This window comes from Thalassobacillus sp. B23F22_16, assembly GCF_043496955.1.
Classification (GTDB): domain Bacteria; phylum Bacillota; class Bacilli; order Bacillales; family Halobacillaceae; genus Thalassobacillus; species Thalassobacillus devorans_A.
This window is the reverse complement of record NZ_JBIEKD010000004.1, coordinates 65,360-90,396: the sequence shown is the minus strand read 5'-3', so window position 1 is coordinate 90,396 and position 25,037 is coordinate 65,360. Positions and strand designations below refer to the sequence as shown.

General features: G+C 43.2%; 28 protein-coding genes. 6 read left to right on the top strand and 22 right to left on the bottom strand.

Features of this window, described 5'->3' with window-relative positions; all coding sequences use genetic code 11:
* Positions 1-487 precede the first annotated feature (487 nt).
* The 7 genes from rpsR to ACGTNI_RS05300 all read right to left on the bottom strand — a co-directional run bounded on the left by rpsR (position 488) and on the right by ACGTNI_RS05300 (position 5,137).
* On the bottom strand, positions 488-715 hold the full coding sequence (rpsR, locus tag ACGTNI_RS05330; RefSeq protein ID WP_062443568.1) for a 30S ribosomal protein S18: 228 nt from the start codon (positions 713-715) through the stop codon (positions 488-490).
* A gap of 24 nt (positions 716-739) precedes the next feature.
* Positions 740-1,228, bottom strand: coding sequence for a single-stranded DNA-binding protein (ssb, locus tag ACGTNI_RS05325; RefSeq protein ID WP_062443571.1), 489 nt, complete (start codon positions 1,226-1,228; stop codon positions 740-742).
* Positions 1,229-1,240: 12 nt separating this feature from the next.
* A complete protein-coding gene (gene rpsF, locus ACGTNI_RS05320) occupies positions 1,241-1,531 on the bottom strand; it encodes a 30S ribosomal protein S6 (protein WP_085506616.1) in 291 nt (96 codons plus the stop codon).
* Positions 1,532-1,678: 147 nt separating this feature from the next.
* Positions 1,679-2,779, bottom strand: coding sequence for a redox-regulated ATPase YchF (gene ychF, locus ACGTNI_RS05315; RefSeq protein ID WP_085506617.1), 1,101 nt, complete (start codon positions 2,777-2,779; stop codon positions 1,679-1,681).
* Between the two features lie 189 nt (positions 2,780-2,968).
* Positions 2,969-3,169, bottom strand: a complete 201-nt coding sequence (locus ACGTNI_RS05310) for a DUF951 domain-containing protein (protein ID WP_394460524.1) — start codon at positions 3,167-3,169, stop codon at positions 2,969-2,971.
* A gap of 21 nt (positions 3,170-3,190) precedes the next feature.
* Entirely contained in the window at positions 3,191-4,072 is an 882-nt protein-coding gene (locus ACGTNI_RS05305; protein ID WP_444875585.1) for a mechanosensitive ion channel family protein, read from the bottom strand.
* Between the two features lie 42 nt (positions 4,073-4,114).
* On the bottom strand, positions 4,115-5,137 hold the full coding sequence (locus tag ACGTNI_RS05300; protein ID WP_062443583.1) for a YkvI family membrane protein: 1,023 nt from the start codon (positions 5,135-5,137) through the stop codon (positions 4,115-4,117).
* 93 nt (positions 5,138-5,230) lie between these two features.
* Here ACGTNI_RS05300 and yyaC point away from each other — a divergent pair, with 93 nt between their 5' ends.
* Positions 5,231-5,830, top strand: a complete 600-nt coding sequence (gene yyaC / locus ACGTNI_RS05295; protein ID WP_085506619.1) for a spore protease YyaC — start codon at positions 5,231-5,233, stop codon at positions 5,828-5,830.
* Between the two features lie 50 nt (positions 5,831-5,880).
* On the opposite strand, the gene ACGTNI_RS05290 is transcribed toward yyaC, so the two are convergent.
* From ACGTNI_RS05290 to rpmH, 15 genes are all read right to left on the bottom strand, one after another.
* Entirely contained in the window at positions 5,881-6,909 is a 1,029-nt protein-coding gene (locus ACGTNI_RS05290) for a phosphotransferase enzyme family protein (RefSeq protein ID WP_394460521.1), read from the bottom strand.
* An 86-nt stretch (positions 6,910-6,995) separates the two neighbouring features.
* Positions 6,996-7,700, bottom strand: a complete 705-nt coding sequence (locus ACGTNI_RS05285; RefSeq protein ID WP_085506620.1) for a DUF554 domain-containing protein — start codon at positions 7,698-7,700, stop codon at positions 6,996-6,998.
* A 4-nt stretch (positions 7,701-7,704) separates the two neighbouring features.
* Entirely contained in the window at positions 7,705-8,847 is a 1,143-nt protein-coding gene (locus ACGTNI_RS05280) for an aminotransferase class V-fold PLP-dependent enzyme (RefSeq protein ID WP_394460519.1), read from the bottom strand.
* A 103-nt stretch (positions 8,848-8,950) separates the two neighbouring features.
* Positions 8,951-9,802: a ParB/RepB/Spo0J family partition protein gene (locus ACGTNI_RS05275; RefSeq protein WP_085506622.1), complete on the bottom strand. Its 852-nt coding sequence runs from the start codon at positions 9,800-9,802 to the stop codon at positions 8,951-8,953.
* Entirely contained in the window at positions 9,783-10,556 is a 774-nt protein-coding gene (locus ACGTNI_RS05270; RefSeq protein WP_085506623.1) for a ParA family protein, read from the bottom strand. Before ACGTNI_RS05270 ends, ACGTNI_RS05275 begins: the two co-directional genes overlap by 20 nt.
* Before the next feature lie 233 nt (positions 10,557-10,789).
* Positions 10,790-11,668: a nucleoid occlusion protein gene (noc, locus tag ACGTNI_RS05265; protein ID WP_085506624.1), complete on the bottom strand. Its 879-nt coding sequence runs from the start codon at positions 11,666-11,668 to the stop codon at positions 10,790-10,792.
* A 270-nt stretch (positions 11,669-11,938) separates the two neighbouring features.
* The gene (locus tag ACGTNI_RS05260; protein WP_394460516.1) at positions 11,939-12,628 is read right to left on the bottom strand and encodes an LrgB family protein; all 690 of its coding nucleotides are present in this window, start codon (positions 12,626-12,628) and stop codon (positions 11,939-11,941) included.
* A complete protein-coding gene (locus ACGTNI_RS05255; protein ID WP_085506626.1) occupies positions 12,621-12,992 on the bottom strand; it encodes a CidA/LrgA family protein in 372 nt (123 codons plus the stop codon). The genes ACGTNI_RS05260 and ACGTNI_RS05255 overlap by 8 nt, the downstream gene beginning before the upstream one ends.
* Before the next feature lie 200 nt (positions 12,993-13,192).
* The gene (gene rsmG / locus ACGTNI_RS05250) at positions 13,193-13,909 is read right to left on the bottom strand and encodes a 16S rRNA (guanine(527)-N(7))-methyltransferase RsmG (protein ID WP_394460513.1); all 717 of its coding nucleotides are present in this window, start codon (positions 13,907-13,909) and stop codon (positions 13,193-13,195) included.
* Positions 13,910-13,928: 19 nt separating this feature from the next.
* On the bottom strand, positions 13,929-15,818 hold the full coding sequence (gene mnmG, locus ACGTNI_RS05245) for a tRNA uridine-5-carboxymethylaminomethyl(34) synthesis enzyme MnmG (RefSeq protein ID WP_394460510.1): 1,890 nt from the start codon (positions 15,816-15,818) through the stop codon (positions 13,929-13,931).
* A 25-nt stretch (positions 15,819-15,843) separates the two neighbouring features.
* Positions 15,844-17,220, bottom strand: a complete 1,377-nt coding sequence (gene mnmE / locus ACGTNI_RS05240; RefSeq protein ID WP_394460508.1) for a tRNA uridine-5-carboxymethylaminomethyl(34) synthesis GTPase MnmE — start codon at positions 17,218-17,220, stop codon at positions 15,844-15,846.
* Positions 17,221-17,515: 295 nt separating this feature from the next.
* Complete coding sequence (gene jag, locus ACGTNI_RS05235) at positions 17,516-18,256, bottom strand: RNA-binding cell elongation regulator Jag/EloR (RefSeq protein ID WP_394460505.1); 741 nt, start codon at positions 18,254-18,256, stop codon at positions 17,516-17,518.
* On the bottom strand, positions 18,253-19,017 hold the full coding sequence (gene spoIIIJ, locus ACGTNI_RS05230) for a YidC family membrane integrase SpoIIIJ (protein WP_394460502.1): 765 nt from the start codon (positions 19,015-19,017) through the stop codon (positions 18,253-18,255). The genes jag and spoIIIJ overlap by 4 nt, the downstream gene beginning before the upstream one ends.
* Before the next feature lie 78 nt (positions 19,018-19,095).
* Positions 19,096-19,455, bottom strand: a complete 360-nt coding sequence (gene rnpA, locus ACGTNI_RS05225; protein ID WP_394460500.1) for a ribonuclease P protein component — start codon at positions 19,453-19,455, stop codon at positions 19,096-19,098.
* A 54-nt stretch (positions 19,456-19,509) separates the two neighbouring features.
* Positions 19,510-19,644 (bottom strand): 50S ribosomal protein L34, encoded by a 135-nt coding sequence (gene rpmH, locus ACGTNI_RS05220; RefSeq protein ID WP_019377820.1) that lies wholly within the window; start codon positions 19,642-19,644, stop codon positions 19,510-19,512.
* An 832-nt stretch (positions 19,645-20,476) separates the two neighbouring features.
* On the opposite strand from rpmH, the gene dnaA reads away from it, so the two are divergent.
* The 5 genes from dnaA (at position 20,477) to remB (ending at position 24,978) form a co-directional block, all read left to right on the top strand.
* Positions 20,477-21,829: a chromosomal replication initiator protein DnaA gene (dnaA, locus tag ACGTNI_RS05215; protein WP_394460497.1), complete on the top strand. Its 1,353-nt coding sequence runs from the start codon at positions 20,477-20,479 to the stop codon at positions 21,827-21,829.
* A gap of 174 nt (positions 21,830-22,003) precedes the next feature.
* Positions 22,004-23,146 (top strand): DNA polymerase III subunit beta, encoded by a 1,143-nt coding sequence (gene dnaN, locus ACGTNI_RS05210; RefSeq protein WP_394460495.1) that lies wholly within the window; start codon positions 22,004-22,006, stop codon positions 23,144-23,146.
* 165 nt (positions 23,147-23,311) lie between these two features.
* Positions 23,312-23,533: a S4 domain-containing protein YaaA gene (gene yaaA, locus ACGTNI_RS05205; protein ID WP_085506635.1), complete on the top strand. Its 222-nt coding sequence runs from the start codon at positions 23,312-23,314 to the stop codon at positions 23,531-23,533.
* A gap of 26 nt (positions 23,534-23,559) precedes the next feature.
* Positions 23,560-24,678 carry a DNA replication/repair protein RecF gene (recF, locus tag ACGTNI_RS05200; protein ID WP_394460492.1) on the top strand — a complete coding sequence of 373 codons (1,119 nt, stop codon included), beginning with the start codon at positions 23,560-23,562 and terminating at the stop codon, positions 24,676-24,678.
* Positions 24,679-24,687: 9 nt separating this feature from the next.
* Positions 24,688-24,978: an extracellular matrix regulator RemB gene (gene remB, locus ACGTNI_RS05195; RefSeq protein ID WP_085506637.1), complete on the top strand. Its 291-nt coding sequence runs from the start codon at positions 24,688-24,690 to the stop codon at positions 24,976-24,978.
* Positions 24,979-25,037: the final 59 nt, after the last annotated feature.

Sequence of the window (25,037 nt, the reverse complement as noted above, 5' to 3'; positions counted from 1 at the left end):
CCCATTCGAAGAATGGGAGAAACGAACCCTCGCATAGCTGAAGCGATCTTCCATGATCACCGAATAATATGGCTCTAGGTTGAAGGTTACATCCCGCTTTTATAAGTAGCTCTCCCTATTATTGAAAGGCTGCATATCAATGTTTCCGTTTTTCCCATAAACGAAAGGAGGTCCGGGAAATTGCGAGACTCCTCGAAAATGCTACGCATTTCCTTCGTGCGGTGTCTATTCAAGAAGCTTATTCAAAGTCCAATGGGAAGATAGTACATGGTGAGATCCCGCAGGGCTTTAAGCCCGAGGAAGCTCACCGTACGCCCATGGAAAGCGAGTAATTTCCTGGACCTCCTAACCGTTACTATCGTAACAGAAACAATTTATCTCGAAACTGAGTCTTCAAGAAAAGGGAGCTTATATGTAAGATCAATAATGAGATTGAAAAAAACCTCTGACGGAAGGATGGATCCTTCGGTCAGAGGTTTTGTCAGGCTTACTCGGTTACGTATGGCAATAGAGCCATTGTACGAGCACGCTTGATTGCTTTAGTCAATTTACGTTGATACTTAGCAGAAGTTCCAGTTACACGGCGAGGAAGAATTTTTCCACGCTCGGAAACGAAACGTCTTAGCAAGTCAACATCTTTATAGTCAATGTGTGTAATTCCGTTCGCTGTAAAGAAACACACTTTTCTGCGCTTTGCGCGACCGCGACGTGCCATGTGATATTCCCTCCTTACTTGATTTTAGAATGGTAGATCATCGTCTGATATATCTATTGGTTCCCCACTGTCTGCAAATGGGTCTTCATTTCGATTGTTGTTATTGTTATTTTGGTTTGCACCAAAATCGTTTTGACGAGGATTCTGATTTTGCTGGAATCCACCTGAACCTTGTCCTCCCCCTTGGGAAGAACCTTTGCTTTCCAGGAACTGCACACTGTCTGCCACAACTTCTGTAACAAATACGCGCTTTCCTTCCTGGTTGTCAAAACTCCGGGATTGCAATCTTCCATCGACACCTACGAGGCTTCCTTTGTTCATGAAGTTCGCGAGGTTCTCGGCAGCGCGTCTCCAAACGACACAGTTGATGAAGTCAGCGTCCCGATCACCCTGCTGATTGGAAAAAGGACGATTGACCGCGATGGTGAAGTTGGCAACTGCCACCCCGTTTGGTGTATAGCGTAGGTCCGGATCCCTCGTTAATCTGCCGACTAATACGACACGATTTAACATCAGAATCACTCCTTATTGGTCATCTTCGCGTACAGCAATATGACGGATAATATCATCAGAGAACTTCGCCTGGCGATCGAACTCATTGATAGCGTCACGATCACCTTTGAAGTTGATCGTTACATAGATACCGTCACGGTAGTCGTTGATTTCATAAGCAAGACGACGCTTGCCTAGCTCTTCAACTTTTTCAACCTCCGCACCATTATCAGTAAGGATGCCGTTAAAACGCTCAACTAGTGAACTTTTAGCTTCCTCCTCGATGTTTGGGCGGATGATGTACATGATTTCATAATTTCTCATCCGTTTTCACCTCCTTGTGGACTTAGCGGCTCCTTTTCTATAAAAAGGAGCAAGGAGTAATTTATCGTTAATTACTCACAATGTTGTATTATACCAAACGATTATACAAAAAACAACAGTATTTAACGTGGGAAACGGAATCTACGCTTATACATTAAAACGGAAGTGGATGACATCGCCATCTTTCACGAGATAATCTTTTCCTTCGAGACGGACTTTTCCTTTGTCACGGGCAGCACCCATGGATCCTGCTTCAACCAGATCATCATACGATACGGTCTCTGCACGGATGAATCCCCGCTCAAAATCAGTATGAATGATTCCGGCAGCCTGCGGGGCTTTCATTCCTAATGTAAATGTCCACGCCCGTACCTCCTGCTCGCCAGCTGTGAAATAAGTTGCCAGGCCAAGCAGGTTGTAGGTGGCTTTGATCAACTGGTCCAAACCGGACTCAGCAATTCCTAGATCATCGAGGAATTCCTGTTTTTCTTCGCCATCAAGTTCAGCAATCTCGGATTCTATTTTGGCACACACCACAATGACTTCGGCATTTTCATTAGCGGCATATTCGCGGATTTTTTCTACTTGAGGGTTGTCCGCATCGGTACCGATTTCGTCTTCACTGACATTGGCGACATAAAGAATAGGCTTTATCGTCAGCAAATGAAGGCCCTTCACGATTTTTAGCTGCTCATCTGTAAACTCGACAGCACGTGCCGGCTGCTCTTCTTCAAAAGCATCTTTCAATTTTGATAGCACATCATATTCTGCTACCGCTTCTTTATCTTTTTGGCGAGCCATCTTGGCAACACGGTCCATGCGCTTTGTAACGGTTTCTAAATCTGCGAGGATCAGTTCCAGGTTGATTGTTTCAATATCACTGATCGGGTCGACCTGACCGGATACGTGGGTGATATTTTCATCTTGGAATGCTCGGACGACATGACAGATAGCGTCTACCTGGCGGATATGAGAAAGAAATTGGTTCCCCAGTCCTTCCCCCTTACTCGCCCCTTTGACAATACCTGCGATATCAGTGAATTCAAAAGCAGTCGGTATGGTTTTTTTCGGTTTGACAAGCTCTGTCAGTTTATCAAGACGAGCGTCAGGGACCTCCACGATACCGACATTCGGATCTATAGTACAAAACGGGTAGTTGGCAGACTCTGCGCCTGCTTGTGTAATTGCGTTAAACAAAGTCGATTTGCCTACGTTGGGCAAGCCGACGATTCCAGCTGTTAATGCCATAAAAGACTTTCACTCCTTAAGGATTTACATACATGTACGTTAGTCATACCAATTATAAGTTACTGATTCACTAAAACACAAGTGCCAGAAAAATAGAAAACAAGGGCATCCGGAGCCCCTGTTTTTGAAAAGTCATACGTAGAAAATGTAATTTTTCACGGCGATTCTATCGGCTTTTAATATTTTTGATCATTCGGTTTCCGCACGTTCCAATAAACGCTTCAGCTTCGTTTCAAAGCGTCGGCGAGGAATTAACACACTATGGTCACAGCCCATGCACTTAATGCGAATGTCCGCCCCCATACGGATGATTTTCCAGCGGTTCTCCCCGCATGGATGAGGTTTTTTCATTTCTACTACGTCATTCAATTGGAAATCTTTCTTAGCCATGAGCTTTCTTCCTCCATTCCATTAAACATTCTTCTGTGATTCTTGTTCATGCCTAGAATACATGACAAGTCGAGGGAAAGGAATCTCGATTCCTTTTTCATCCAGTCGGTTTTTAACTTCTTTTCTAATTGCACGACCAATCGCCCAATGTTCCATTGGATAGGTTTCAGCAATTATCCGTATCTGCACATCTGAGGCAGCTAAATTATGAACACCTAACAATTCTGGTACCGAAACCAACATCTCATATTTTTCCGGTAACTCTTCTAAAAGCTCAGCAATCACTTTTTCTGCTTGATCGATATCTTCCTCATAAGCAATGCTTACATCCACCACAGCAATACTATTATGGATGGAATAGTTAGTTACTTGTGTAATTGCTCCATTAGGAATGATATGAAGCTCACCTGTCCAGCTTTTTATCTTGGAAGTACGCAGCCCAATCTCTTCGACAAAGCCCTCAATACCGGAAATTCTAACGAAATCACCGACAGAAAATTGATCTTCAAAAATGATGAAGAAGCCGGTGATGATATCCCGTACCAGGTTTTGTGCACCGAAACCGATGGCAAGACCGGCAACCCCGGCACCTGCAAGTAATGCACCGATATTGAATCCGAATGTTTCCAGAATCATCATCAGGGCGTATAAATAAACAATATAGGTCAATGTATTTTCAACGAGTTTGACGAGGGTCGCTTCCCGCCTGCGCGGAATGCTGAAGGGCCCTCTTCTTTTTTCACTGAAATATTTAAGGACGACTTTTTTGGCAACTTTTATAATAGTTAAGGACACGACTACAATCATAATAATCCGCAGCAAACCTTTTGCCATTGCTATCCAGACATCTGGCTGCATGATATAGTCCTGTAGTGCATTCCATTGCTCAGTAAAGAATTCCACAACGACCCTCCTGCCTAGAGATACTTTTGTTATTTTACATAATCATGTATCCATTTTATAGCGATTCACGATTGGATACAACAAAAGTGATGACAGGACATATAAATTCAGAATTCCATACAAGGGATACAGATATTCTATCAAGGTTGAAAAGCCGAAAGAGGTGAATGGGAGCATGAATGCGACTGCCATCATCGCAAGCATCCATAACGGCACGTCCAATAGGCGCCGAAATCGTGTAATTAAACCGAAGACTCCCGAGGCAGCAGTTGTAAAAATAGCAATCCATAATAAAGCAGACATAAATAACAGCATTTCAAACGGATAGCCTTTTAAAATGGCAAACAACGGAATTTCGTATAGCAGGATTTCTTCCGATATTTGAATGAGACTATTATTATAAAGATAAGAAATCGAACCAAGTACAACACCGCTTCCGATACTGGCCACCCATATTTCATTTTTTTGTTCCATCTGATTGCCGATCGCTCCAAGTACAGCTATAAGCGGCAGAATATTCAATGCTGTGAACGGAAAGGCCGCCATCCAGTTACTCGTTTCATGAAGATGAGAGAACAAAGTCAATTCCTGGTCAAGCGTAAACAATAAGAGTACAAGAAACAACCCGATAATCAGTAGCGGGAGGATGATACTATTAATGGATACAATACCTTTGACATCCCAAATAAATATTAAAATAAGCGGAATGACGATGGCGAGTACCCCGAAACGGTAGGAATAGTGGAAGGCCTGCCAGGTAGCTCCACTTCCTGCCAGCATAACGACCGTCGTAGTAAATAAATAGAAAACGATCATCCAGTCATAGATTCCTGTCAGATGCTTGCCGACGATCACCCGGAGCACGGGTAAATAATGACTCGATTTCTTCTCATAACTGATGGATAAAATGACATAGCAGCAAATCGTAAATAAAACCGTGAACAGAATGATAGCCAGTCCACTTTCATGCCCGAAAAACTGCCACAGTTCCCGCCCCGAAGCATACCCTGCACCTATCATTGTTCCGATGATTAAGAACATCCACTTGCCGCCTGATTTCAACATAAAGTCGCTCCTCCACTTTTTCGTTTTTTGTGTATGTATAGAAAAGTTAAAAACTTTATATACTAATACCAATATGTATTTGGAGGAGAAGCTATGAATCTTCGGGACAGGTTTTTACATAAAGAAACGCGCTATCTCTACTCGGATCCTTTCGTTGTGCCGGAAATGAGTGAACGCCTCCTGGATTTGCTCCCCCAGGACAGGGAAATCGTCGTCGTATGTATCGGAACGGACCGTTCCACGGGCGATTCATTTGGTCCGGTTGCCGGTTCGATGATCAGGGATAATAACCCTAAACATTTTTCTGTCTATGGAACATTACCTGAACCTGTGCATGCGTTGAATTTAAAAGATACGCTTGATGCTATCCGTGCCAAATATACCAGGCCATTCATCATTGCTGTCGATGCCTGCCTCGGAAAAACTTCTTCCATTGGAATTCTTTCTGTCTCGAAAGGATCGCTGGCTCCAGGAGCTGCCATGAAAAAAGATCTTCCAAAAGTGGGGGATGTCTCCATCAGTGGGATTGTAAATGTCGGTGGCTTCATGGAATACTTCGTCCTGCAAAACACCAGACTTCATACCGTCATTGAAATGGCATCACAGGTCTCCCAGGTCTTCCACCGTGTCGATTTAGAATTACAGCTGCGCTCCTCTAAAAACTCTGTTTTTCGTAATACATCCACCAACTAAACGGCAAAAGCATTCGGATTATAAAAACCGGGTGCTTCTTTCCTATGTGCTCAGTCAGTTTCAAGCGGAAGCTGCTCCACAATGGCTTTATACGGGAGGACAGCTATTTCTTCACCTCGAATAAGCCGGTCCCTTATCTGTGCCACTAATTGCTTTTGATCAGGGGATACAGTAGACATATCCCATTTTTTATGCAGCACCGTATACAATTCCAAATCACGCAACCGTAAAAACATTGGGATTCTCTCTATCCATTCAGGATCAATCGCGCTCTCTTTTTGATATCCCTTCAAAAAATGGTAAAAGAACTCCTCCCCAAATTTGGAACGGACCTCTAAGCTTTCGTTCCTATGTTTCCACCAGACTGAATAATAAAGAGGAATTGCAATATCACTTACATAAAAATGGTACGTACTATCATCAAAATCAAAGACATGGATCTCGCCCTCATGATAGAAAAAGTTCCCGGGATGGACGTCCGAATGAATGAGTCCAAAGGAATCGTAGGATTGTGGCAATCTTTTTATTTGATCGACCAGCATTTCACCCTGACTAATGATTTCCCCATCCTTTTTCTCGTCTAAATAGCTAGGGAAATCAAATAAATCGTCTTCTTCCCACTTACTTCTTCTGCCTTTCTGGAGATTGAAATCCCTGGTAACACGATGCATGTTCCCAATTGTTTCTCCCCAGACGGCGAACAACTCCGGTCCAAACAAATCCTCATCTACCTTTACCAGTCTTCCTGGAGCCTTATCAAATAAGCAGGCAAAAAAAGAAGTCTCCCCAGCCTTTATTTTTTCTACCAGTTTCCCGGAATTCGATTTGTGGGCGAGGGAAACGTTCACATTGTGGCGCTGCAGATAGTTGACCCACTGCAACTCTCCTTCTAATTCATATTGATCTCTATGGGAAGAGTGGGTTAATCGTAAAATATAGGGGGTTTCCCCCTTGTAGACTTCAAAGACATAGTTTTCAAATCCACCAAGATCTTTATAAGCTGCAGAATCTATGTCATATCTATTAAATGCTTCCTGCAATATGTCATCGGAAAATAACTCATCCACCCATTGCTCCATCTTTCCACCTCTTCTATTCTTCTTTGCCCAGTTATTATTTATATTCGTATTACGCTTTCCAATACCTTTTTCAGGAAAAGAAAAATTTAAAAGAGTTTAGAAATATACAGGATGAAGCCGACGGTAAGTAAGGCCGGGAGCAGGTTTGCCACACGTATTTTCGTCAAATTCAATAGATTTAAACCGATAGCCACAATCATCAGCCCTCCGGTCGCGGTCATTTCAACAATGAACGCATCCAGCATGCTTTGCGGGATCCAGTGCGTAATCTGAGTAGCGGATAGGGCGATTCCACCCTGGTATAATAGGACAGGGATAACGGAAAATACCACTCCAAATCCGAGTGTGGTCGTCAAGACTAAGGCAACGAAGCCATCAATAATCGCTTTTGTGATCAATACTTCATGATCCCCCCTGAGTCCGCCGTCCAACGCGCCGATTACCGACATCGCACCGATCACGAAAATTAAGGAAGCTGTGATGAATCCCTGGGCTACCGTAGATTTTGAGTCTGGTTTAGCGACCTTGCTTTCGATCCACTTGCCGACATTTTCTAACTTTGTTTCCAGGTGTGTGCCTTCGCCGATGATTGCTCCTGTCAGCAGGCTTAATAGCACCACCACTATATTCTCCGTCTGGAAACCCATTTGCAGGCCTATCAGAATGACGGCCAGCCCAATTCCATGCATGATTGTTTCTTTATATCGCTCCGGGATTTTCGTGAAAAATAATCCAAGTACTGTACCCGCTATGATACAAACGCCATTTATTATTGTACCGTATAAAACCATATTGCTACATCTCCATATATCCGTTTCTTATTTCATCAATTGCCTGGATAAACCGATCAATTTCTTCTTCTGTGTTATAAGGGCCGATGCTTGCCCGGACAGCTCCCTGGTCGGAAGTGGCATAAAAATCGTGGGAAGTCGGACTGCAGTGCAACCCTGCACGTACGGCAATCTGATAGTGGGAATCTAGAATCATAGCAATTTCCTGGGAAAATATATCCCCGATATTGAAGGCTACCACCGGCATGCGCTTAACGTCAGGTCCTGGTCCATAGACGATGACATCCTCTATTGCCGCCAACCCTTCCATCAGCCTTATAGTCAAGTATGTTTCACGTGAAACACGGTTAATCTCATCCAGTTCCTGTAATGCCGCCTTCCATCCGGCGATTCCAGGTGTATTCAATGTTCCACTCTCATATTTTTCCGGCCAGCGATCCGGCTGGGTAGGGAGATCGGAAAAGCTTCCTGTTCCCCCATAGACCAGCGGTTCTAATTTTATTTCACCTTCGACAAGCAAAGCCCCAGTCCCCTGGGGACCAAGCAGCCGCTTATGGCCAGGGAACGCCAACATGTCGATACCAAGCTCTTTCATATGTATCGGAAAATGTCCCGCCGTCTGGGAAGCATCCACCAGCACTTTGCTATCTGTCTCGTTTATGATTTCCATCATCGACTTTAAGGGTGCAATTTCGCCTGTGATATTGGACGCATGGGAAATGACGACCAACTTCGTTTCCGGACGGATAACAGCCTTCAAATCCTCAGCCAATTCTTCTCCATTCCCTTGAAGGTAGGTAACTTCAATCTTCTTCTTCTCTATCAAATACTCTAACGGACGGCGGACAGAATTATGTTCAAACCGCGTCGTGATGACGTGATCTCCTTTAGAAAATGGAAAGCCCGCTATCGCCTGGTTCAAAGCCCCTGTCGCATTGGAGAAAAATAACACTTTTTTCGGATTGCTTGCCCCGAATCGCTCGGCCAGCAGTTTCCGTGTGGTTTGGATGACTTTGGCAGCACGGTCCGCTAACGCATGGTTACCGCGCCCCGGATTCGCACCATAGTCGTTTACAGCTTCCACCATTGCCTCCGCTACGTTTGTGGGCTTTGGGAAGGAAGACGCTGCCTGATCCAGATAAATCATTTGTCTACCTCCTGTTTGTAAAACTAGCTTGTTGCTAAGTCTTTATATTCTTTAACTGCTAAAAAGACCTGGTTTCGTGAGGCGTCCACCAGGTCTTCCCCCTTTATTCTGTTTCCAGCATCCCCAATATCCTGTTCAAATCATCATCAGAGAAAAATTCTATTTCAATTTTACCTTTTCGTTTCCCTCGATGAATCGTCACGCCTGTTCCAAAATGATTTCTTAAAGCTTCTTCCTGTTCTTGCAGGAAGACATCTTTCTTTTGGTTACTGCGATTTACTTCTTTCTTCTTTTGTGTTTGGTCATTCAATTGGGTGATCAGCAGTTCTACTTGTCTGACGTTCATGTATTCCTTCTGAATCTTCTCTGCAACGGGAAGCAATTTATCTTTATCCTTCAAACCTAGTAAGGCTCTGCCATGCCCCATCGACAATTTTCCTTCATTGATCCAGTTGATAATCGGCTCCGGCAATGTCAAAAGCCTCACCAAATTGGCAATATGGGAGCGGCTTTTACCCAGCCGTTTGGCCAGGGTTTCCTGAGTAATCCCCAGTTCATGAATCAGTTGCTTATAAGCCTGTGCTTCTTCAACCGGTGATAAATCTTCTCGTTGTAGATTCTCCAATAATGCCAGCTCCATCATCTGTTCATCTGTTAACTCTCTCACTACAGCAGGTACCGCTTCCAATCCAGCTGCATCCGCAGCCCGATACCGCCTTTCACCTACAACGATTTCATAGCCTTTGATGCTCTTACGAACAATTAAAGGCTGGAGGATCCCATGTGCTTCGATTGATTCCTTCAGTTCCTGAATTGCTTTAGGATGAAAGGATTTACGAGGCTGATACGGATTGGGGCGGCACTGTTTTACTGGTATCTGTTTGACGCTTTCCTCTTTCGTGTTTTCAAAATCAGTAAAAATGGCGTTGAGACCCTTACCTAACCCTTTCGCCATTAGCAATCACTTCCTTTGCCAATTCTAAATATACTTCAGCACCGCGTGATTTCGGATCATAAAGAATGATAGGCTGGCCATGACTTGGCGCTTCACTTAAACGTACGTTTCTAGGAATGACCGAACGATACACCTTTTCCTGGAAGTACTTTTTGACTTCTTCGATCACCTGAATGCCAAGATTAGTGCGCGCATCAAGCATGGTCAGTAAAACTCCATCAATCATCAAGTCTTTATTCAAGTGCTTTTGAACTAATCGGATCGTATTCAATAATTGGCTCAGTCCTTCCAACGCGTAATATTCGCATTGGACCGGGATGATGACAGCATCCGAGGCAGTCAATGAATTTATCGTCAACAGCCCCAGGGAAGGAGGGCAGTCGATTATGATGTAATCATAATCCTCTTTCACTTCCTCTAATGCCTGCTTCAGCCTTACCTCCCGCGATATAGTCGGCACCAGTTCAATTTCTGCACCGGCCAGCTGGATGGTCGCAGGAATGATATCAAGGTTTTCGACTAATGTAGAAGTGCGAATTTGTTTAGCTCCTTGATCTTCAATCAATATATTATAAATGCACTGGTCGACATCCCCTTTATTGACCCCTACACCGCTTGTCGCGTTGCCTTGGGGATCGATATCGACGAGCAGTACCTTATGGTTCAAATATGCCAGGCATGCACTAAGATTGACTGCTGTAGTAGTCTTGCCTACCCCGCCCTTTTGATTGGCGATGGCGATTGTTCTCCCCATGATGTCACCTACCTACTTCTCCATAAAATATATCAAACAGTCGAGGCTCGATTCCAACATCGCGCCCGTTTGTGAGCGTTCATAAAGTGTACACTACTATTCTATCACTTTTTTCTATATTCTGACTTTTATTTTTAAAAAAGGCGGGAAGCGATCATTTTCCTTACTGTTTCAAATGGCGCCAGGGGCCTATTAAAAATTCCCACCTTCTTACGAAGATGGGAATGAAGGAGTTATTTTTGATTTTTCTTAGGTATTTTTATGGTGATCTGGTAATAATCATCGTGATCCTGCTCATCTGTTTCGAGATTGATTCCGGTATCATTCACCATATTGAGTGATTGCCGAATCGTGTTCATGGCAATACGAATGTCTTTATTGACACCTTTCATCCGTGGTTTTTTCTTTGGCTTTTTATCTTCTGTTTCTTTTTTGATCCGTTCTTCTGTTTGTTTGACATTGAGCTGCTTTTCGATGATTTCATGAAGTATCTTTTCCTGAAGCTCAGGATCTTTCACTGCAATCAATGCGCGGGCATGCCGTTCTGTAATTTCTTTATCCATGATTGCCTGCTGTACAGCCTCCGGGAGCTTAAGCAGACGCATTTTATTAGCAATCGTCGATTGGCTTTTTCCAAGGCGCTGTGCCAGGGCCTCTTGTGTCAGCTCATGGATTTCAATCAGACGAGCATAGGCAGCCGCTTCTTCAATGACGGATAACTCTTCCCGCTGAAGATTTTCTATCAAAGCCACAGATGCCGTTTCTGCATCATTCATTTCTCTAAGAATAGCCGGTACTTCTTCCCAGCCAAGAGACTGCACGGCTCTCCAACGTCTTTCCCCGGCAATCAATTCGTAATCTTCTTCGTCAAGACGACGAACGACAATCGGCTGGATCATGCCATGTGTATGGATGGTCTGTGCCAGTTCCGCTATTTTTTCCGCATTAAAAACAGCCCGTGGCTGATAGCGGTTCGGCTGGACACGGTTGACGGGAATATGGATAACTTCATCCTTATTGTAATCTTTTTCGTCTAAAGCCTCTGCTTCGGATTCCTCGTCAGAATCCGGTTTGTCTCCCAGGCCAAATAAGCGACTGAAAGGATGTAACATGTTCAGACACCACCTTTTTTTGCGAGAAGCACACTCTATATTTGGTTCGTTCCACGTGAAACAATGACTGAGTATAGAAAAAAGCGCTGCAGAATCGGAAGACTGCTGCGCACGAGTATGCCTTGTACTTTCTTTCCCTATTTTATCATAAATATCTATTTAAAAGTATCACCGCGAATGATAATTTACAAATTTTATAGTTTGATAGAAATCAATCTAAACATAAAAAGCTTGCGTTCTACTTGTTCTTCCATTTCCCTCCACTGCTTATCAAAGCAGCAATACGGTAAGGCCCGGGGCGATAATAGAAACGAACACAGCGCTCAGCACCATGGCAATAGTACTGATAGAACCTTCCAAGTCGTCGCGTTCCATGGATGTCGCCGTACCGATGGCATGGGAAGCGCTGCCCATACCCACTCCTCGCCCAATATAATGGTTAAGACGGAAATAGCGCCAAACGAACGGATGGATCAATACGCCTCCGATGCCTGCAATCATGACAAATACTGCGGCCAAAGGCATGGCTCCGCCGCTCGTGTCTGCGATGGCCATGGCGACTGGAGTGGTAACGGATTTTGGAACGATCGAGTTGATAATAAGTTCACTGAACCCCGCCCACTTGCTGAGGAAGAGTCCAGAAGTGATTCCTACGACAGCACCGATGAACGTTCCAGTCACTACCGGAAGCAGCATTTTTTTTAACATATCCCGGTACTGATAGAGCGGGTATGCTAACCCCACTACCGCAGGACCGAGCAGGTGGTCGATCCACTGCCCGCCAATCATGTAGGTTTCATAGGGTATTTGAAAGATGAGCAGAATCACGATCGTCACTACCGTGGACAAAATGATCGGTGCGGTGTAGATATGACGACACTTTTTATAAAAGGTGACGGATCCCCAATAGATGAGTATTGTCGAAACGATGACGGTGAGACCAATAATAAAATCATTCATAGAACCTCTCCATTCTTCGGGTCATTTTTTGAGCGACCGCTCCAGAAAGCCCCATAACGAGCGCCGTGCTGAACATGCCGATGCCAATCAAAAGTATGCCTTTCCCTTTGAAGATGTATGCATAGCTGATGATGCCGACAGTTGCCGGAATGAAGAAGAATGGAAGATGGGTGATCATGAACCCCGCCCCTTTTTGTACCCATTGTTCCGATACTAATTTTAAGGACAGGAGTGCGAACAGGAGGACGAGCCCTATGACACTGCCCGGGATAAACAGGTGTAGCACCTTCTGGATTGCTGTCCCCACCCAGTAAAGGAAATATAGACCGATGAGTTGTACGATGATAGTAACTGCTTTATTCATGATAAACCCTTCTTTTTTATATTTATTCGCTCAGTATATCATCAGGTGGATGTATCCACTATTCCAGACGCTTTTCTTGATATATCTTCCGGTTAAACCTTTTCAACAATTACGTTTAATAGAAAAAACCGCACCTTAATAGGTACGGTAGCCATAAACCCTATTTGATTTGGAAAAGCAGGTTCTTCTGCTTAAACCTGTTATTGAATCGGCGTTTTGTTAGGCACGCCAGCTTTTCTCGGATATTTTTTAGGAGTTTTACGACGTTTTTCTATTAAAGCAATATTCCGCTCACTATTTTCTTCCGGAAGTTCAAAGGTATGAACCTCGGCTACTTCGCCACCGACAGTCCGGATTGCAAGTTGAGCATCTTCGAGTTCCTCTGACAAATTCGGACCTTTCATCGCCATGAACAGTCCGCCTTTTTGGGTCAGGGGCAGGCATAATTCACTCAATACGGACATTCTTGCAACGGCGCGGGCCATGACCAGATCGTAACTTTCCCGGAATTTACTGTTCTTCCCGAAATTTTCGGCCCGATCATGATAAAAAGCGACATCACTTAATTCTAATTCATGGGCTAAGTGATTCAAAAAGGTGATTCGTTTCTGTAAGGAATCTACAATCGTCACTTTCAATTGCGGAAAAACGATTTTCAGAGGAAGGCTGGGGAAACCGGCCCCAGCTCCCACATCACAAATGTTCAACGGCTTCGTGAAGTCATGATAAAAGGCGGCAGTAATGGAATCATAAAAATGTTTCAAGTAGACGCCTTCTTCATCGGTAATCGCCGTCAGGTTCATTTTTTCATTCCATTCGACGAGAATTTCAAAATACTTACGGAATTGCTCCTGCTGCCGTTCCGATAGTTCAATTCCTTGTTCCTTCAGCTTGCTTAGAAAGGTATGCTTATCCATTGGTCCATCCTTTCTTCATTTATTCATTGGATACGCGTGCTATTTTTCCTTGTTCGATATAGACGAGCAAAATCGAAACATCGGATGGGTTGACACCGGAAATCCGGGAAGCCTGTCCGACGGAAAGTGGACGAACCTCTTTCAACTTTTCACGTGCTTCGGTCGCCAGGCCATTAATGGCATCGTAATCAATGTTATCTGGTATTTTCTTATCATCCATTTTCTTCATGCGTTCGATTTGCTGCAATGCTTTCGCTATATAGCCAGAATACTTCGTCTGTATTTCGACCTGCTCCTTAACATCAGCAGGCAATTCTTTATCTGGAGCTGTCAATGTTTCAATCATCTCATAGTTCATTTCCGGACGGCGCAGCAGATCAGAAGCACGGACCGCTTCTTTTAACGGTGTACCTCCAGCTTGTTCAATAATTCGCTGAACTTGCTCATCGGGTTTGATGATGACACCGTCTAAACGTTTGCGCTCTTCCTGGATCAGTCGCTTCTTTTCCTGGAACTTCGCATAACGTTCTTCCGTAATCATACCCAGTTCATAACCAGTATCGGTTAGACGAAGATCCGCGTTATCATGGCGAAGCATGAGACGGAATTCGGCACGGGAAGTTAATAGCCGGTATGGTTCGTTGGTTCCTTTTGTTACCAAATCATCTATCAGGACTCCAATATATGCCTGGGAACGGTCAAGAATCAATGGATCAATATCCAGCGCTTTCGCTGCTGCATTGATACCTGCCATAATTCCCTGTCCGGCAGCTTCTTCATACCCGGAAGTACCATTGATCTGACCAGCCGTGAACAAACCTTTGATTTTTTTCGTCTCAAGGGTCGGCCATAGCTGTGTCGGTACGACAGAATCATATTCAATCGCATATCCTGCACGCATGATTTCCGCTTTTTCAAGACCTGGCACCGTTTCAATCATTTTCTTCTGGATAAACTCCGGAAGTGAAGTCGATAACCCCTGGACATACACCTCTTCGGTATTCCTTCCCTCAGGCTCAAGGAAAATCTGATGACGCGGTTTGTCATGGAAACGGACGACTTTGTCTTCAATGGAAGGACAATAACGCGGCCCTGTCCCTTTGATCATCCCGGAATACATCGGGGAAAGAGTAAGGTTTTCATCAATGATCTGATGGGTGTATTCATTGGTATACGTGAGCCAGCATGGAATTTGATCCATGATGTATTCGGTCGTTTCATAAGAAAAGGCCCGTGGTTCTTCATCGCCAGGCTGGATTTCCGTCTTGGAATAATCAATCGTATGGCTATTGACACGCATAGGCGTCCCTGTTTTGAAACGAACCATTTCAATTCCCAGCTCTTCCAGATGTTCTGATAGAGAAACAGTTGGGCGCTGGTTATTCGGACCACTTTCGTATTCCAAGTCTCCAATGATTACTTTCCCGCGCATAAATGTTCCAGTCGTGACAACGACTGTATCTGCAGAATAAGCTGCTTTCGTTTCTGTAACGACACCCTTGATTTCTCCATCCTCGACTACGAGACGCTCTACCATCCCCTGGCGCAACGTCAGGTTTTCCTGATTCTCTAAAATTTGTTTCATTTCCTGTATATATAATGGTTTGTCCGCTTGTGCACGCAAAGCACGGACAGCGGGACCTTTTCTTGTGTTCAGCATCCGCATTTGAATATGCGTTTTATCGATTACTTTACCCATAACACCGCCGAGCGCGTCAATTTCGCGGACGACGACACCTTTAGCCGGTCCGCCAATCGACGGGTTACACGGCATAAAAGCAACCAAATCCAGGTTCAAGGTAAGCATCAGCGTCTTTGCTCCTCGTTTTGCAGAAGCTAGTGCCGCTTCACACCCGGCATGACCTGCACCAATAACGATCACATCATAATGTCCAGCATCGTAAGTCATTGGTTGTTGTCTCTCCTTTAAATAATTATTTTCCTAAACAGAATTGGGAAAACAGCTGATCGATCAAGCTTTCATGGACCGTATCCCCAACGATTTCTCCGAGAATTTCCCACGTCCGCGTCACATCTATTTGTACGACATCAATCGGCATACCCATTTCCATGCCATTCAACGCATCTTCAAGCGCCTGTCTCGCCTGTTTCAAGAGTTGCACATGGCGGACATTCGACACGTATGTCATATCTCCTGTATCCAATTCACCTTCAAAGAACACTTGTGAAATCGCCTGTTCCAATTCATCGATCCCTTTTTCATGCAGGAGAGCGGTCGTGATGACCGGATGCTCCTGTGCCAGCTGCTGGACTTTGTCCATGTCCAGACGCTGTTCGAGATCGGTTTTATTAACGATGACGATCACATCTAAATCCCTGACCGCTTCAAAAAGTTTCTCATCTTCTTCTGTCAGTTCATCCCCATAGTTTAACACAAGCAGGATCAGGTCCGCTTCTTTCAAAACCTGACGGGACTTTTCGACACCAATCCGTTCGACAATATCTTCCGTCTCACGAATACCAGCCGTATCGACAAGACGAAGCGGTACACCACGTACATTGACATATTCCTCAATCACATCACGAGTGGTCCCTGGTATCTCCGTGACAATTGCTTTATTTTCATGGACGAGCGCATTCATCAGCGACGATTTCCCGACATTCGGCCGGCCGATGATTGCGGTCGCCAGTCCTTCGCGAAGAATTTTCCCTTGCTGAGCGGTCTGAAGCAGCTTTTTCACTTCTAAGAGGACCTCTTGCGTTTTTTCTTCCATGAGGTTATGTGACATCTCTTCGACATCATCATATTCCGGATAATCAATATTCACTTCCACATGGGCAAGTGTTTCTAATAATTGCTGGCGCAGACTTTGGATCAGCTTCGACAGCCGGCCGTCCATCTGCTTCAAGGCGACATTCAGTGCCCGGTCTGTTTTGGCACGGATCAGATCCATAACCGCTTCTGCCTGGGAAAGGTCAATACGACCATTTAAAAATGCACGCTTTGTGAATTCACCTGGCTCGGCAAGACGCGCTCCTTTGGTTAGTACTATTTCAAGAACACGATTAACAGAAACCAGTCCGCCGTGACAGTTAATTTCTACGACATCTTCTCTAGTAAAAGTCTTCGGCGCCCGCATGATCGAAACCATTACCTCTTCAGCGACCTCACCGGTTTCCGGGTCGATGATTTTCCCGTAGTGCATCGTATGGGATTCAACCTTGGTCAAATCCTTCCCCTGAAATAAATCATTAGAAATTGAAAGGGCATCAGGTCCGCTCAACCGGACGATGGCAATCGCTCCTTCACCCATCGGCGTCGAAATCGCCGTAATCGTATCTGTTTCCAATCCGCCCACCTCCTTCTTTCTCTGTTAACATCTATATTAAAAGCTGTATAAATCAGTTATCCACAGAACATAAAATTTCTATTGTCACTAACTTATTAGATTACCATATCTCCCTATGTTTTGAAAAGATATCAACAACTCTATAATAAAAGAAACACTACTCCGATTATCCACATGTGCATAACTATAGTTTCGGTAACACCTCTATTCCTTATACTGACCGCACTGGAAAACCAGACTGCTTTCCCAAAACAAAAAAATATCCGCCAGCAATGCTGACGGAAAACTTTTATCTTTATTTTGAAGGTCGAATCACAACATACCGCTTCGGTTCATTCCCGGCAGAATAGGTTTCAACTTTTCGATTATTCTGCAGGGCGGTATGGATGATTTTCCGTTCATAAGAGGGCATCGGTTCCAGCTTGACATCCTGATTGGAGTTCAACGCTTTTTCGGACAATCTGCTCGCTAGTGTTTCCAGCGTAGCTTTCCGGCGATCCCGATAGCCTTCTGCATCCAGTACTGCTGTATAGTACTGATTCGTATAACGATTGATCGTCAAATGCAGCAGGTACTGCAACGCGTTCAATGTCTGACCGCGCTTGCCGATCAATAATGCAATCTTATCGCCAATCAGCTCAAAATGAACTTCACGGCCATTAACGGTAGTTTTCACTTCCACGGGAGCACCCATATCTGAAGCAATCGCTTTGATGTATCGTTCTGCTTCTTCAATAGGGTCATGGGCGGACAGTTCAGGTTCAGATGTTTCTGGTTCTGCTTGTCCATTAATGTTTATTTCTGGTGCTGTTTTCTGTTCTTTTTGTTCTATATTTACTTCTGGTTCAGGAGTCTCTTCTTTTACATCCACCTTTGATACTTTTACAATCGAAGGCTTGCTGCCAAAACCAAGAAATCCTTTTTTACCTTCATCAATAATTTCGACTTCGACAAGGTCCCTTGATGTTTGTAACTGCTCTAACGCTGATTGGACCGCTTCCTCAACTGTTTGTCCAGTAGCAGTTATTTGCTTCACTTAGTTTTTCCTCCCGTTTCTTGTTCTTTCATCATCGGTTTACGGATGAAAAGCGTCTGTGCGATCATAAACAAGTTACCGACTACCCAGTACAGGGCCAGTGCTGATGGGAAAAAGAATGCAAATGTACCAATCATGATCGGCATCAGGTAAAGCATCATCGTCATTTGTGGATTTTGCATGGCAGTTGAACCAGACATCATCAGCTTTTGCTGAAGGAATGTGGTCCCCGCTGTTACAAGCGCCAAAATATAACTTGGTTCGCCAAGCTGCATCCACAAAAAGCTATGGGTCGCTACCTCAGATGTACGCATGATTGCGTGGTAAAAACCAATCAAAATCGGCATTTGGACAATCAATGGTAAACACCCGGCTAACGGATTAACACCATGTTTTTGGAAAAGCTGCATTGTTTCCTGCTGCAGTTTTTGCTGTGTCTGTGCGTCTTTTGAGCTGTATTTCTCACGCAATTCCTGTAATTCCGGCTGGATATCCTGCATCGCTTTTGAACTCTTCAATTGCTTGACGTTAAGCGGCAGCAAAACCAGACGGATAATAATGGTGATAATGATGATCGACAGACCATAACTCTCACCAGTAATATCGGCAAAAAACTCAATCGATTGTGATAGCGGCCAAACTACATATTCATTCCAGAAACCTTCACTCTCAGCTGTGATGTTCTGATTGACCTCAGTACACCCAGAGAGGATGGTAAGTATTCCAGTCATGGCTAACAGCCACAAGACCTTTTTACGCAACGTCCCTTCCTCCTTACTCCCTGACTCATTTACTTTTCTATTTAACATTTTAGCATTTTCATATCAGACAATTCTATATTATATCTTAGACTTCTTTTCTTTCGATAATAACCTCGATTTCGACAAAACATGGGTAAGACTCTTTTTCATCTGGTGAAAATCCATATCTTTCGTCGGTTTACGGGCGATGATAACCAAATCATATCTGGGATCAATCGTATCTTCAAGCTCATGGAAGGCTTGTCTTAAGTATCGCTTGATCTGGTTCCTGAGAACCGCAACGCCAATACGTTTGCTCACAGACAAGCCGATCCGAAAGTGTTCCTGTTTTTCTTTTTTCAAGTAATAGAGAACCAATTGCCGATTGGCAAACGATTTTCCATTTTTGAAAACCTGCTGGAATTCTTCATTTTTTTTGATTCGGTATTCTTTCTTCATGAGCTTATTCCTCCATAATAACGAGAAAAAAGACCACTGACTTCATTCAGTGGCCTATGCAGATAGAACTTTTCTTCCTTTACGACGACGACGAGCTAGAACTTTACGTCCGTTTTTCGTGCTCATGCGCGTGCGGAAACCATGTACCTTTTTACGCTTACGGTTATTTGGTTGAAATGTACGTTTCATTATATAGACACCTCCTGGTGAAAATTAAAAATTAAAATTTCGAAATGCTAAAAGGCAGTCTAAACAATTATAAATAAACCATAACAAAAATGTCAACTCTATATTTATTTTCTTTCCAAGATTAAATGGATCGAACTTTCCTCCGCTGCTAAAATCTTTTCTCAGCATTCAGCATCCAGGCGTTATATAACAGGCTGTATCATAACAACTCACCAACTCTATTTTACAAGGTATTTCAAATGCTATACAATCTACTTTTGTAATTAATCCACAGGCAATGTTAATATAATTTTCGACGCATTCTGACTATCCACAGCAAATATTGACAAGCTAATCACAAAATATAGTGTTGTGGATATTTTCTGTCTACAAGCTGTTGTGATTGTGGATAAACATTCAAAAACCGTTGCAACACAAGGATTTATCTGGTATCATATTTGTGTTTTAACCTTGGGAAAAAGTTCTCTGGATAAAATGTTCTCCACAGACTGTGGATAAACTGTGGATAGCTGTACACATGCTTGTTTTTAAAGTTATTCACAGACTTGTGGAAAATGAAAATAAGCTGTCGGAAATTGGAGCGTGAACTGTTTTTTTCATCCACACCAACTAAATATACTTTTCCTGAATAGGATTGTACAAACATTATACACCACTGCCTTTCGAGCTCTTTCTTTCGTTCGAAAAAGAGAACGGAAGGTTTTTTGCACTTTTTAGAACGTCCATCTTAGTTATTGGAAGTGTATAAGAAAAGCGAGCTTTCATAGGGCATCTGACGAAAAGCTAAGTTTTTCTAATTTCATGTGTTACTGGAGGAAAGGGGTGAGACGATTTGGAAAATATTCATGAACTCTGGGACAGCACCTTAGAGAAAATGAAGGAGAAAATCAGCAAGCCAAGCTTTGAGACCTGGTTAAAGGCTACAAAAGCAGATTCATTACAGGAAAACACCTTAACCATAGTAGCTCCCAATGAATTTGCACGCGACTGGCTTGAGAACCAATATTCCAAATTGATCAGTGAAACAGTTTTTGAAGTTACCGGGGCGGAATTGAATACAAGATTCATCATTCCTGAGAATAAAGAACAGTCGATAGAGGATGTTAAACTGGCTGCAAAAAAAATACCGGACGTGAAACAAAACGGGGAAGAATCTCCGCAAAGTATGCTCAATTCTAAATATACGTTCGATACATTTGTAATCGGATCTGGTAATCGTTTTGCACACGCGGCTTCGTTGGCAGTGGCGGAAGCACCGGCCAAAGCCTATAACCCATTGTTTATTTATGGAGGAGTAGGTCTCGGTAAGACTCACTTGATGCACGCAATCGGTCATTATGTATTGGATCATAATCCAAACGCAAAAGTAGTCTATCTATCTTCTGAAAAGTTCACCAACGAATTCATTAATTCGATTCGTGATAATAAAGCCGTCAATTTTCGAAATAAATATCGAAGTGTCGACGTGCTTTTAATCGATGATATTCAATTCCTGGCGGGGAAAGAACAGACCCAGGAGGAATTTTTCCATACATTCAATACCTTACATGAAGAGAGTAAACAGATTGTCATTAGCAGTGACCGTCCTCCAAAGGAGATCCCGACTCTGGAAGACAGACTTCGGTCCCGATTCGAATGGGGTCTGATTACGGATATTACTCCACCGGATTTGGAAACACGGATTGCTATTCTCCGCAAAAAAGCTAAAGCAGAAGGGCTCGATATCCCGAATGAAGTAATGCTTTATATCGCCAATCAAATTGATACCAATATTCGCGAACTTGAAGGTGCTCTTATACGTGTTGTTGCTTATTCTTCCTTAATTAATCGCGATATCAATGCCTCATTGGCAGCAGAAGCATTGAAAGATATTATTCCGAGCTCCCAGCCGAAAGTGATTACCATTGAAGCTATTCAGGAAATGGTAGGAGAAAAATACAATGTCCGTTTAGAAGATTTTGCTGCAAAGAAACGTACCAAACAAGTAGCTTTTCCTCGTCAGATTGCTATGTTCTTATCCCGCGAACTTACTGATTTTTCTTTACCAAAGATTGGAGAGGAATTTGGGGGAAGAGACCATACCACAGTCATCCATGCGCATGAAAAAATTTCAAAGATGCTGGCTGAAGATCAGAATTTGCAGCGTGAACTCGATGAATTGAAAGAACGACTGAAATCTCACTGACGTTAATATGTGTATAACTTGTTCAAGATCATCAACAGTCTATCCACATGTGGGTAGACTTTGTTTCCTTCAGTTTTACCCGGGTTATCCACATATACACAGCGCCTATTACTACTGCTACGATTTTTTTATTAAAAATAAATATATATAATGACTCATTAGGAGGATTTTTAAATGAAATTCATCATCCAACGCGAACAATTGATGGAAAGCGTTCAAAATGTCATGAAGGCAATTTCTTCCCGGACAACGATTCCGATTCTTACAGGAATGAAATTAGAAGCAAGTGACCAAGGTGTAAAGCTGACTGGCAGTGATTCTGATATTTCGATTGAATCATTTATTCCTGCTGAAGAAGATGGAATTGTCTATGTAGAACAAATTGAACCAGGAAGCATTGTATTACAGGCCAAATACTTTCCGGATATTGTTAGAAAGCTTCCCCAAAACACAGTGGAAATCGAAACTGATGATCACCGAAATGTAACAATCCGGTCTGGAAGTGCTGAATTTCACTTGAATGGTCAAGATGCCGAAGAATATCCACAGCTACCGCAACTGCATACAGAGGACAGCTTCGAACTACCGATCGATCTATTGAAAAATTTGATTCGTCAGACTGTATTTGCTGTCTCCACTTCTGAAACACGTCCCATACTCACTGGTGTCAATGTCAAAATAGAAGATGGAATATTACATTTTACAGCTACTGACAGCCACCGTCTGGCTTCAAGAAAACTTCCGCTTGAAAATCAGGAAACGGAAATTTCTTTCAACAATGTCGTTATTCCTGGAAAAAGTTTGACAGAATTGAATAAGATTCTGGCAGATTCTGATCAGACGATTGAAATCAGTGTGACAGATAACCAAATTCTGTTCCGTACGAAACATCTTTATTTCTTATCCCGCTTGCTGGATGGAAATTATCCAGAGACATCCCGTCTAATTCCAGATGAAAGTAAGACCGTAGTGACGATTGATGCCAAAGAATTGCTGCAGTCGATTGACCGTGCTTCATTATTGGCAAGAGAAAATCGGAACAATGTCGTAAGACTAATTACCAAAGGCGGAGAACAAATCGAAATCAACGGCAACTCACCGGAAGTAGGGAATGTTGTCGAAGAAGTTGCTGCCGAATCAATTGAAGGAGAAGAATTGAAGATTTCTTTCAGTGCTAAGTATATGATGGATGCTTTGAAAGCAGTCGGAAGTGACCAGGTAAAAGTGGAATTTACTGGTGCGATGCGCCCATTCCTGATCCGGGCTATCGACAACGACCAAGTACTACAGCTGATCCTGCCTGTCCGTACTTATTAATTTATCTCAAAAGAGCCGACGTCCCACCAACGTCTGGCTCTTTTTTAGCTACGGATAACATTGAAATGGGAGAGCACGTTTTTATAAGTAGGCTCATCCTTTTCTTTACTGCTTTTTTTTAGTAAAATAGAAAGATAGGCAAACTACTTGGTTAGGGTGAGAATAATGGACGATAAAATAGAAATTTCCACTGATTATATCCAGCTGGGACAATTTCTCAAATTGGCAGATATTGTCGAATCTGGCGGGATGGTCAAAGTCTTTCTTTCGGAATATGAGGTATATGTCAACAATGAACTAGAAAATCGCCGCGGCAAAAAATTATACGCAGGTGACGTAGTGGAAATTCCCGGAGTGGGGAGCTTCGAAGTCGTACGTGAAAGTTGAACCGGTCCGGTTGAAAGGAAATTCAGATGTATATTAAAGATATCAAGCTGAGATCATTCCGTAACTATGATCGTATCCAACTGGAATTCGACGATAAGGTCAACGTCATTATCGGAGAGAATGCCCAGGGAAAAACGAATCTTATGGAAGCCATCTACCTGCTAGCATTTACCAAGTCCCATCGTACGCCAAGAGATAAGGAACTTATCCAATGGGACGAAGAGTATGCTAAAATAGAAGGTAGTATATATAAACGTAACCGCCGATTTCCATTAGAAATCATCCTTTCGAAAAAAGGGAAAAAAGCAAAGCTGAATCATTTGGAACAGAAACGCCTCAGCGACTATATCGGGGCGTTGAATGTCGTTATGTTTGCACCTGAGGACCTGAACCTTGTCAAAGGGAGTCCTCAGGTGCGTCGTAGGTTTATTGACATGGAAATAGGCCAGATCCAGCCTGCTTACATTTACCATTTAGGTCAGTATCAGAAGGTGTTAAAGCAGCGCAATCACCTGTTAAAAGACTTGCAGCGTCATCGCCAGACCGACAAAACGATGTTGTATGTTCTGACTGATCAGTTGATTGAGCATGCAAGCACCTTGCTCGAACGGCGTTTCAGATTTTTGAAACTGCTTAGAAACTGGGCTGGTCCGATCCATGAAAGTATCAGCAGACAGCTGGAAAAGCTGGAAGTTCTTTATGATGCCAGTGTAGAAGTATCAGAAGCTATGGATTTGGAAACAATTAGTAATAGATATCAAGAAAAGTTTTCCAATATTGAAGATAAGGAAATAGACCGCGGGACTACACTGGCCGGCCCTCATCGTGATGACCTTATTTTTCATGTGAATGGAAAAGACGTACAAACCTATGGTTCTCAGGGGCAGCAGCGGACAACTGCTTTATCTTTGAAACTGGCAGAAATCGAACTGATTCATAGTGAAGTAGGAGAATATCCGATATTGCTTCTCGATGATGTCCTTAGTGAACTGGACGACTTCCGGCAGTCCCATTTGCTCCATACGATTCAAGGGAAGGTCCAGACATTTGTATCGACGACCAGTATCGATGGGATCGAGCATCACGTCTTGAAAGAGGCAGAAATTTTTCGAGTCAAAAACGGTACAATCGAAATCCAGAAATGAGGTGGAACGTTGTTCATTCATATCGGTGACGATCAAGTAATTCGTTCGAAAGATGTGGTGGCAATCATTGATCACAACTTGATTTCTTCCTCATCCATCATTGAAGAAATGATTTACAACCAGAGGAAAGAAAAAAATGTCGAAGAAATGCAGACACAGGAAGCCAAGGCGATCGTTATCACCGAGGACCGGATCTATTTCAGTCCCTTGTCTGTTATGACATTGAAAAAACGTGCCAATATGATGGCCACTTTAAATAAATTAGAAGATTTCTCTGAAATCATCGAAGAAGAAGTATAGTAGGATGATTGAAGGCGCAGCATTTAGAGAGATATTTTTCCAGGATGGTAACGAAAACT

Excerpts from the sequence above, each read along its gene's own strand:
- rpsR (WP_062443568.1), bottom strand. The coding sequence starts at position 715 with ATGGCACGTCGCGGTCGCGCAAAGCGCAGAAAAGTGTGTTTCTTTACA.
- ssb (WP_062443571.1), bottom strand. The coding sequence starts at position 1,228 with ATGTTAAATCGTGTCGTATTAGTCGGCAGATTAACGAGGGATCCGGAC.
- rpsF (WP_085506616.1), bottom strand. The coding sequence starts at position 1,531 with ATGAGAAATTATGAAATCATGTACATCATCCGCCCAAACATCGAGGAG.
- ychF (WP_085506617.1), bottom strand. The coding sequence starts at position 2,779 with ATGGCATTAACAGCTGGAATCGTCGGCTTGCCCAACGTAGGCAAATCG.
- ACGTNI_RS05310 (WP_394460524.1), bottom strand. The coding sequence starts at position 3,169 with ATGGCTAAGAAAGATTTCCAATTGAATGACGTAGTAGAAATGAAAAAA.
- ACGTNI_RS05300 (WP_062443583.1), bottom strand. The coding sequence starts at position 5,137 with ATGTTGAAATCAGGCGGCAAGTGGATGTTCTTAATCATCGGAACAATG.
- yyaC (WP_085506619.1), top strand. The coding sequence starts at position 5,231 with ATGAATCTTCGGGACAGGTTTTTACATAAAGAAACGCGCTATCTCTAC.
- ACGTNI_RS05290 (WP_394460521.1), bottom strand. The coding sequence starts at position 6,909 with ATGGAGCAATGGGTGGATGAGTTATTTTCCGATGACATATTGCAGGAA.
- ACGTNI_RS05285 (WP_085506620.1), bottom strand. The coding sequence starts at position 7,700 with ATGGTTTTATACGGTACAATAATAAATGGCGTTTGTATCATAGCGGGT.
- ACGTNI_RS05280 (WP_394460519.1), bottom strand. The coding sequence starts at position 8,847 with ATGATTTATCTGGATCAGGCAGCGTCTTCCTTCCCAAAGCCCACAAAC.
- ACGTNI_RS05275 (WP_085506622.1), bottom strand. The coding sequence starts at position 9,802 with ATGGCGAAAGGGTTAGGTAAGGGTCTCAACGCCATTTTTACTGATTTT.
- ACGTNI_RS05270 (WP_085506623.1), bottom strand. The coding sequence starts at position 10,556 with ATGGGGAGAACAATCGCCATCGCCAATCAAAAGGGCGGGGTAGGCAAG.
- noc (WP_085506624.1), bottom strand. The coding sequence starts at position 11,668 with ATGTTACATCCTTTCAGTCGCTTATTTGGCCTGGGAGACAAACCGGAT.
- ACGTNI_RS05260 (WP_394460516.1), bottom strand. The coding sequence starts at position 12,628 with ATGAATGATTTTATTATTGGTCTCACCGTCATCGTTTCGACAATACTC.
- ACGTNI_RS05255 (WP_085506626.1), bottom strand. The coding sequence starts at position 12,992 with ATGAATAAAGCAGTTACTATCATCGTACAACTCATCGGTCTATATTTC.
- rsmG (WP_394460513.1), bottom strand. The coding sequence starts at position 13,909 with ATGGATAAGCATACCTTTCTAAGCAAGCTGAAGGAACAAGGAATTGAA.
- mnmG (WP_394460510.1), bottom strand. The coding sequence starts at position 15,818 with ATGACTTACGATGCTGGACATTATGATGTGATCGTTATTGGTGCAGGT.
- rnpA (WP_394460500.1), bottom strand. The coding sequence starts at position 19,455 with ATGAAGAAAGAATACCGAATCAAAAAAAATGAAGAATTCCAGCAGGTT.
- rpmH (WP_019377820.1), bottom strand. The coding sequence starts at position 19,644 with ATGAAACGTACATTTCAACCAAATAACCGTAAGCGTAAAAAGGTACAT.
- dnaN (WP_394460495.1), top strand. The coding sequence starts at position 22,004 with ATGAAATTCATCATCCAACGCGAACAATTGATGGAAAGCGTTCAAAAT.
- yaaA (WP_085506635.1), top strand. The coding sequence starts at position 23,312 with ATGGACGATAAAATAGAAATTTCCACTGATTATATCCAGCTGGGACAA.
- recF (WP_394460492.1), top strand. The coding sequence starts at position 23,560 with ATGTATATTAAAGATATCAAGCTGAGATCATTCCGTAACTATGATCGT.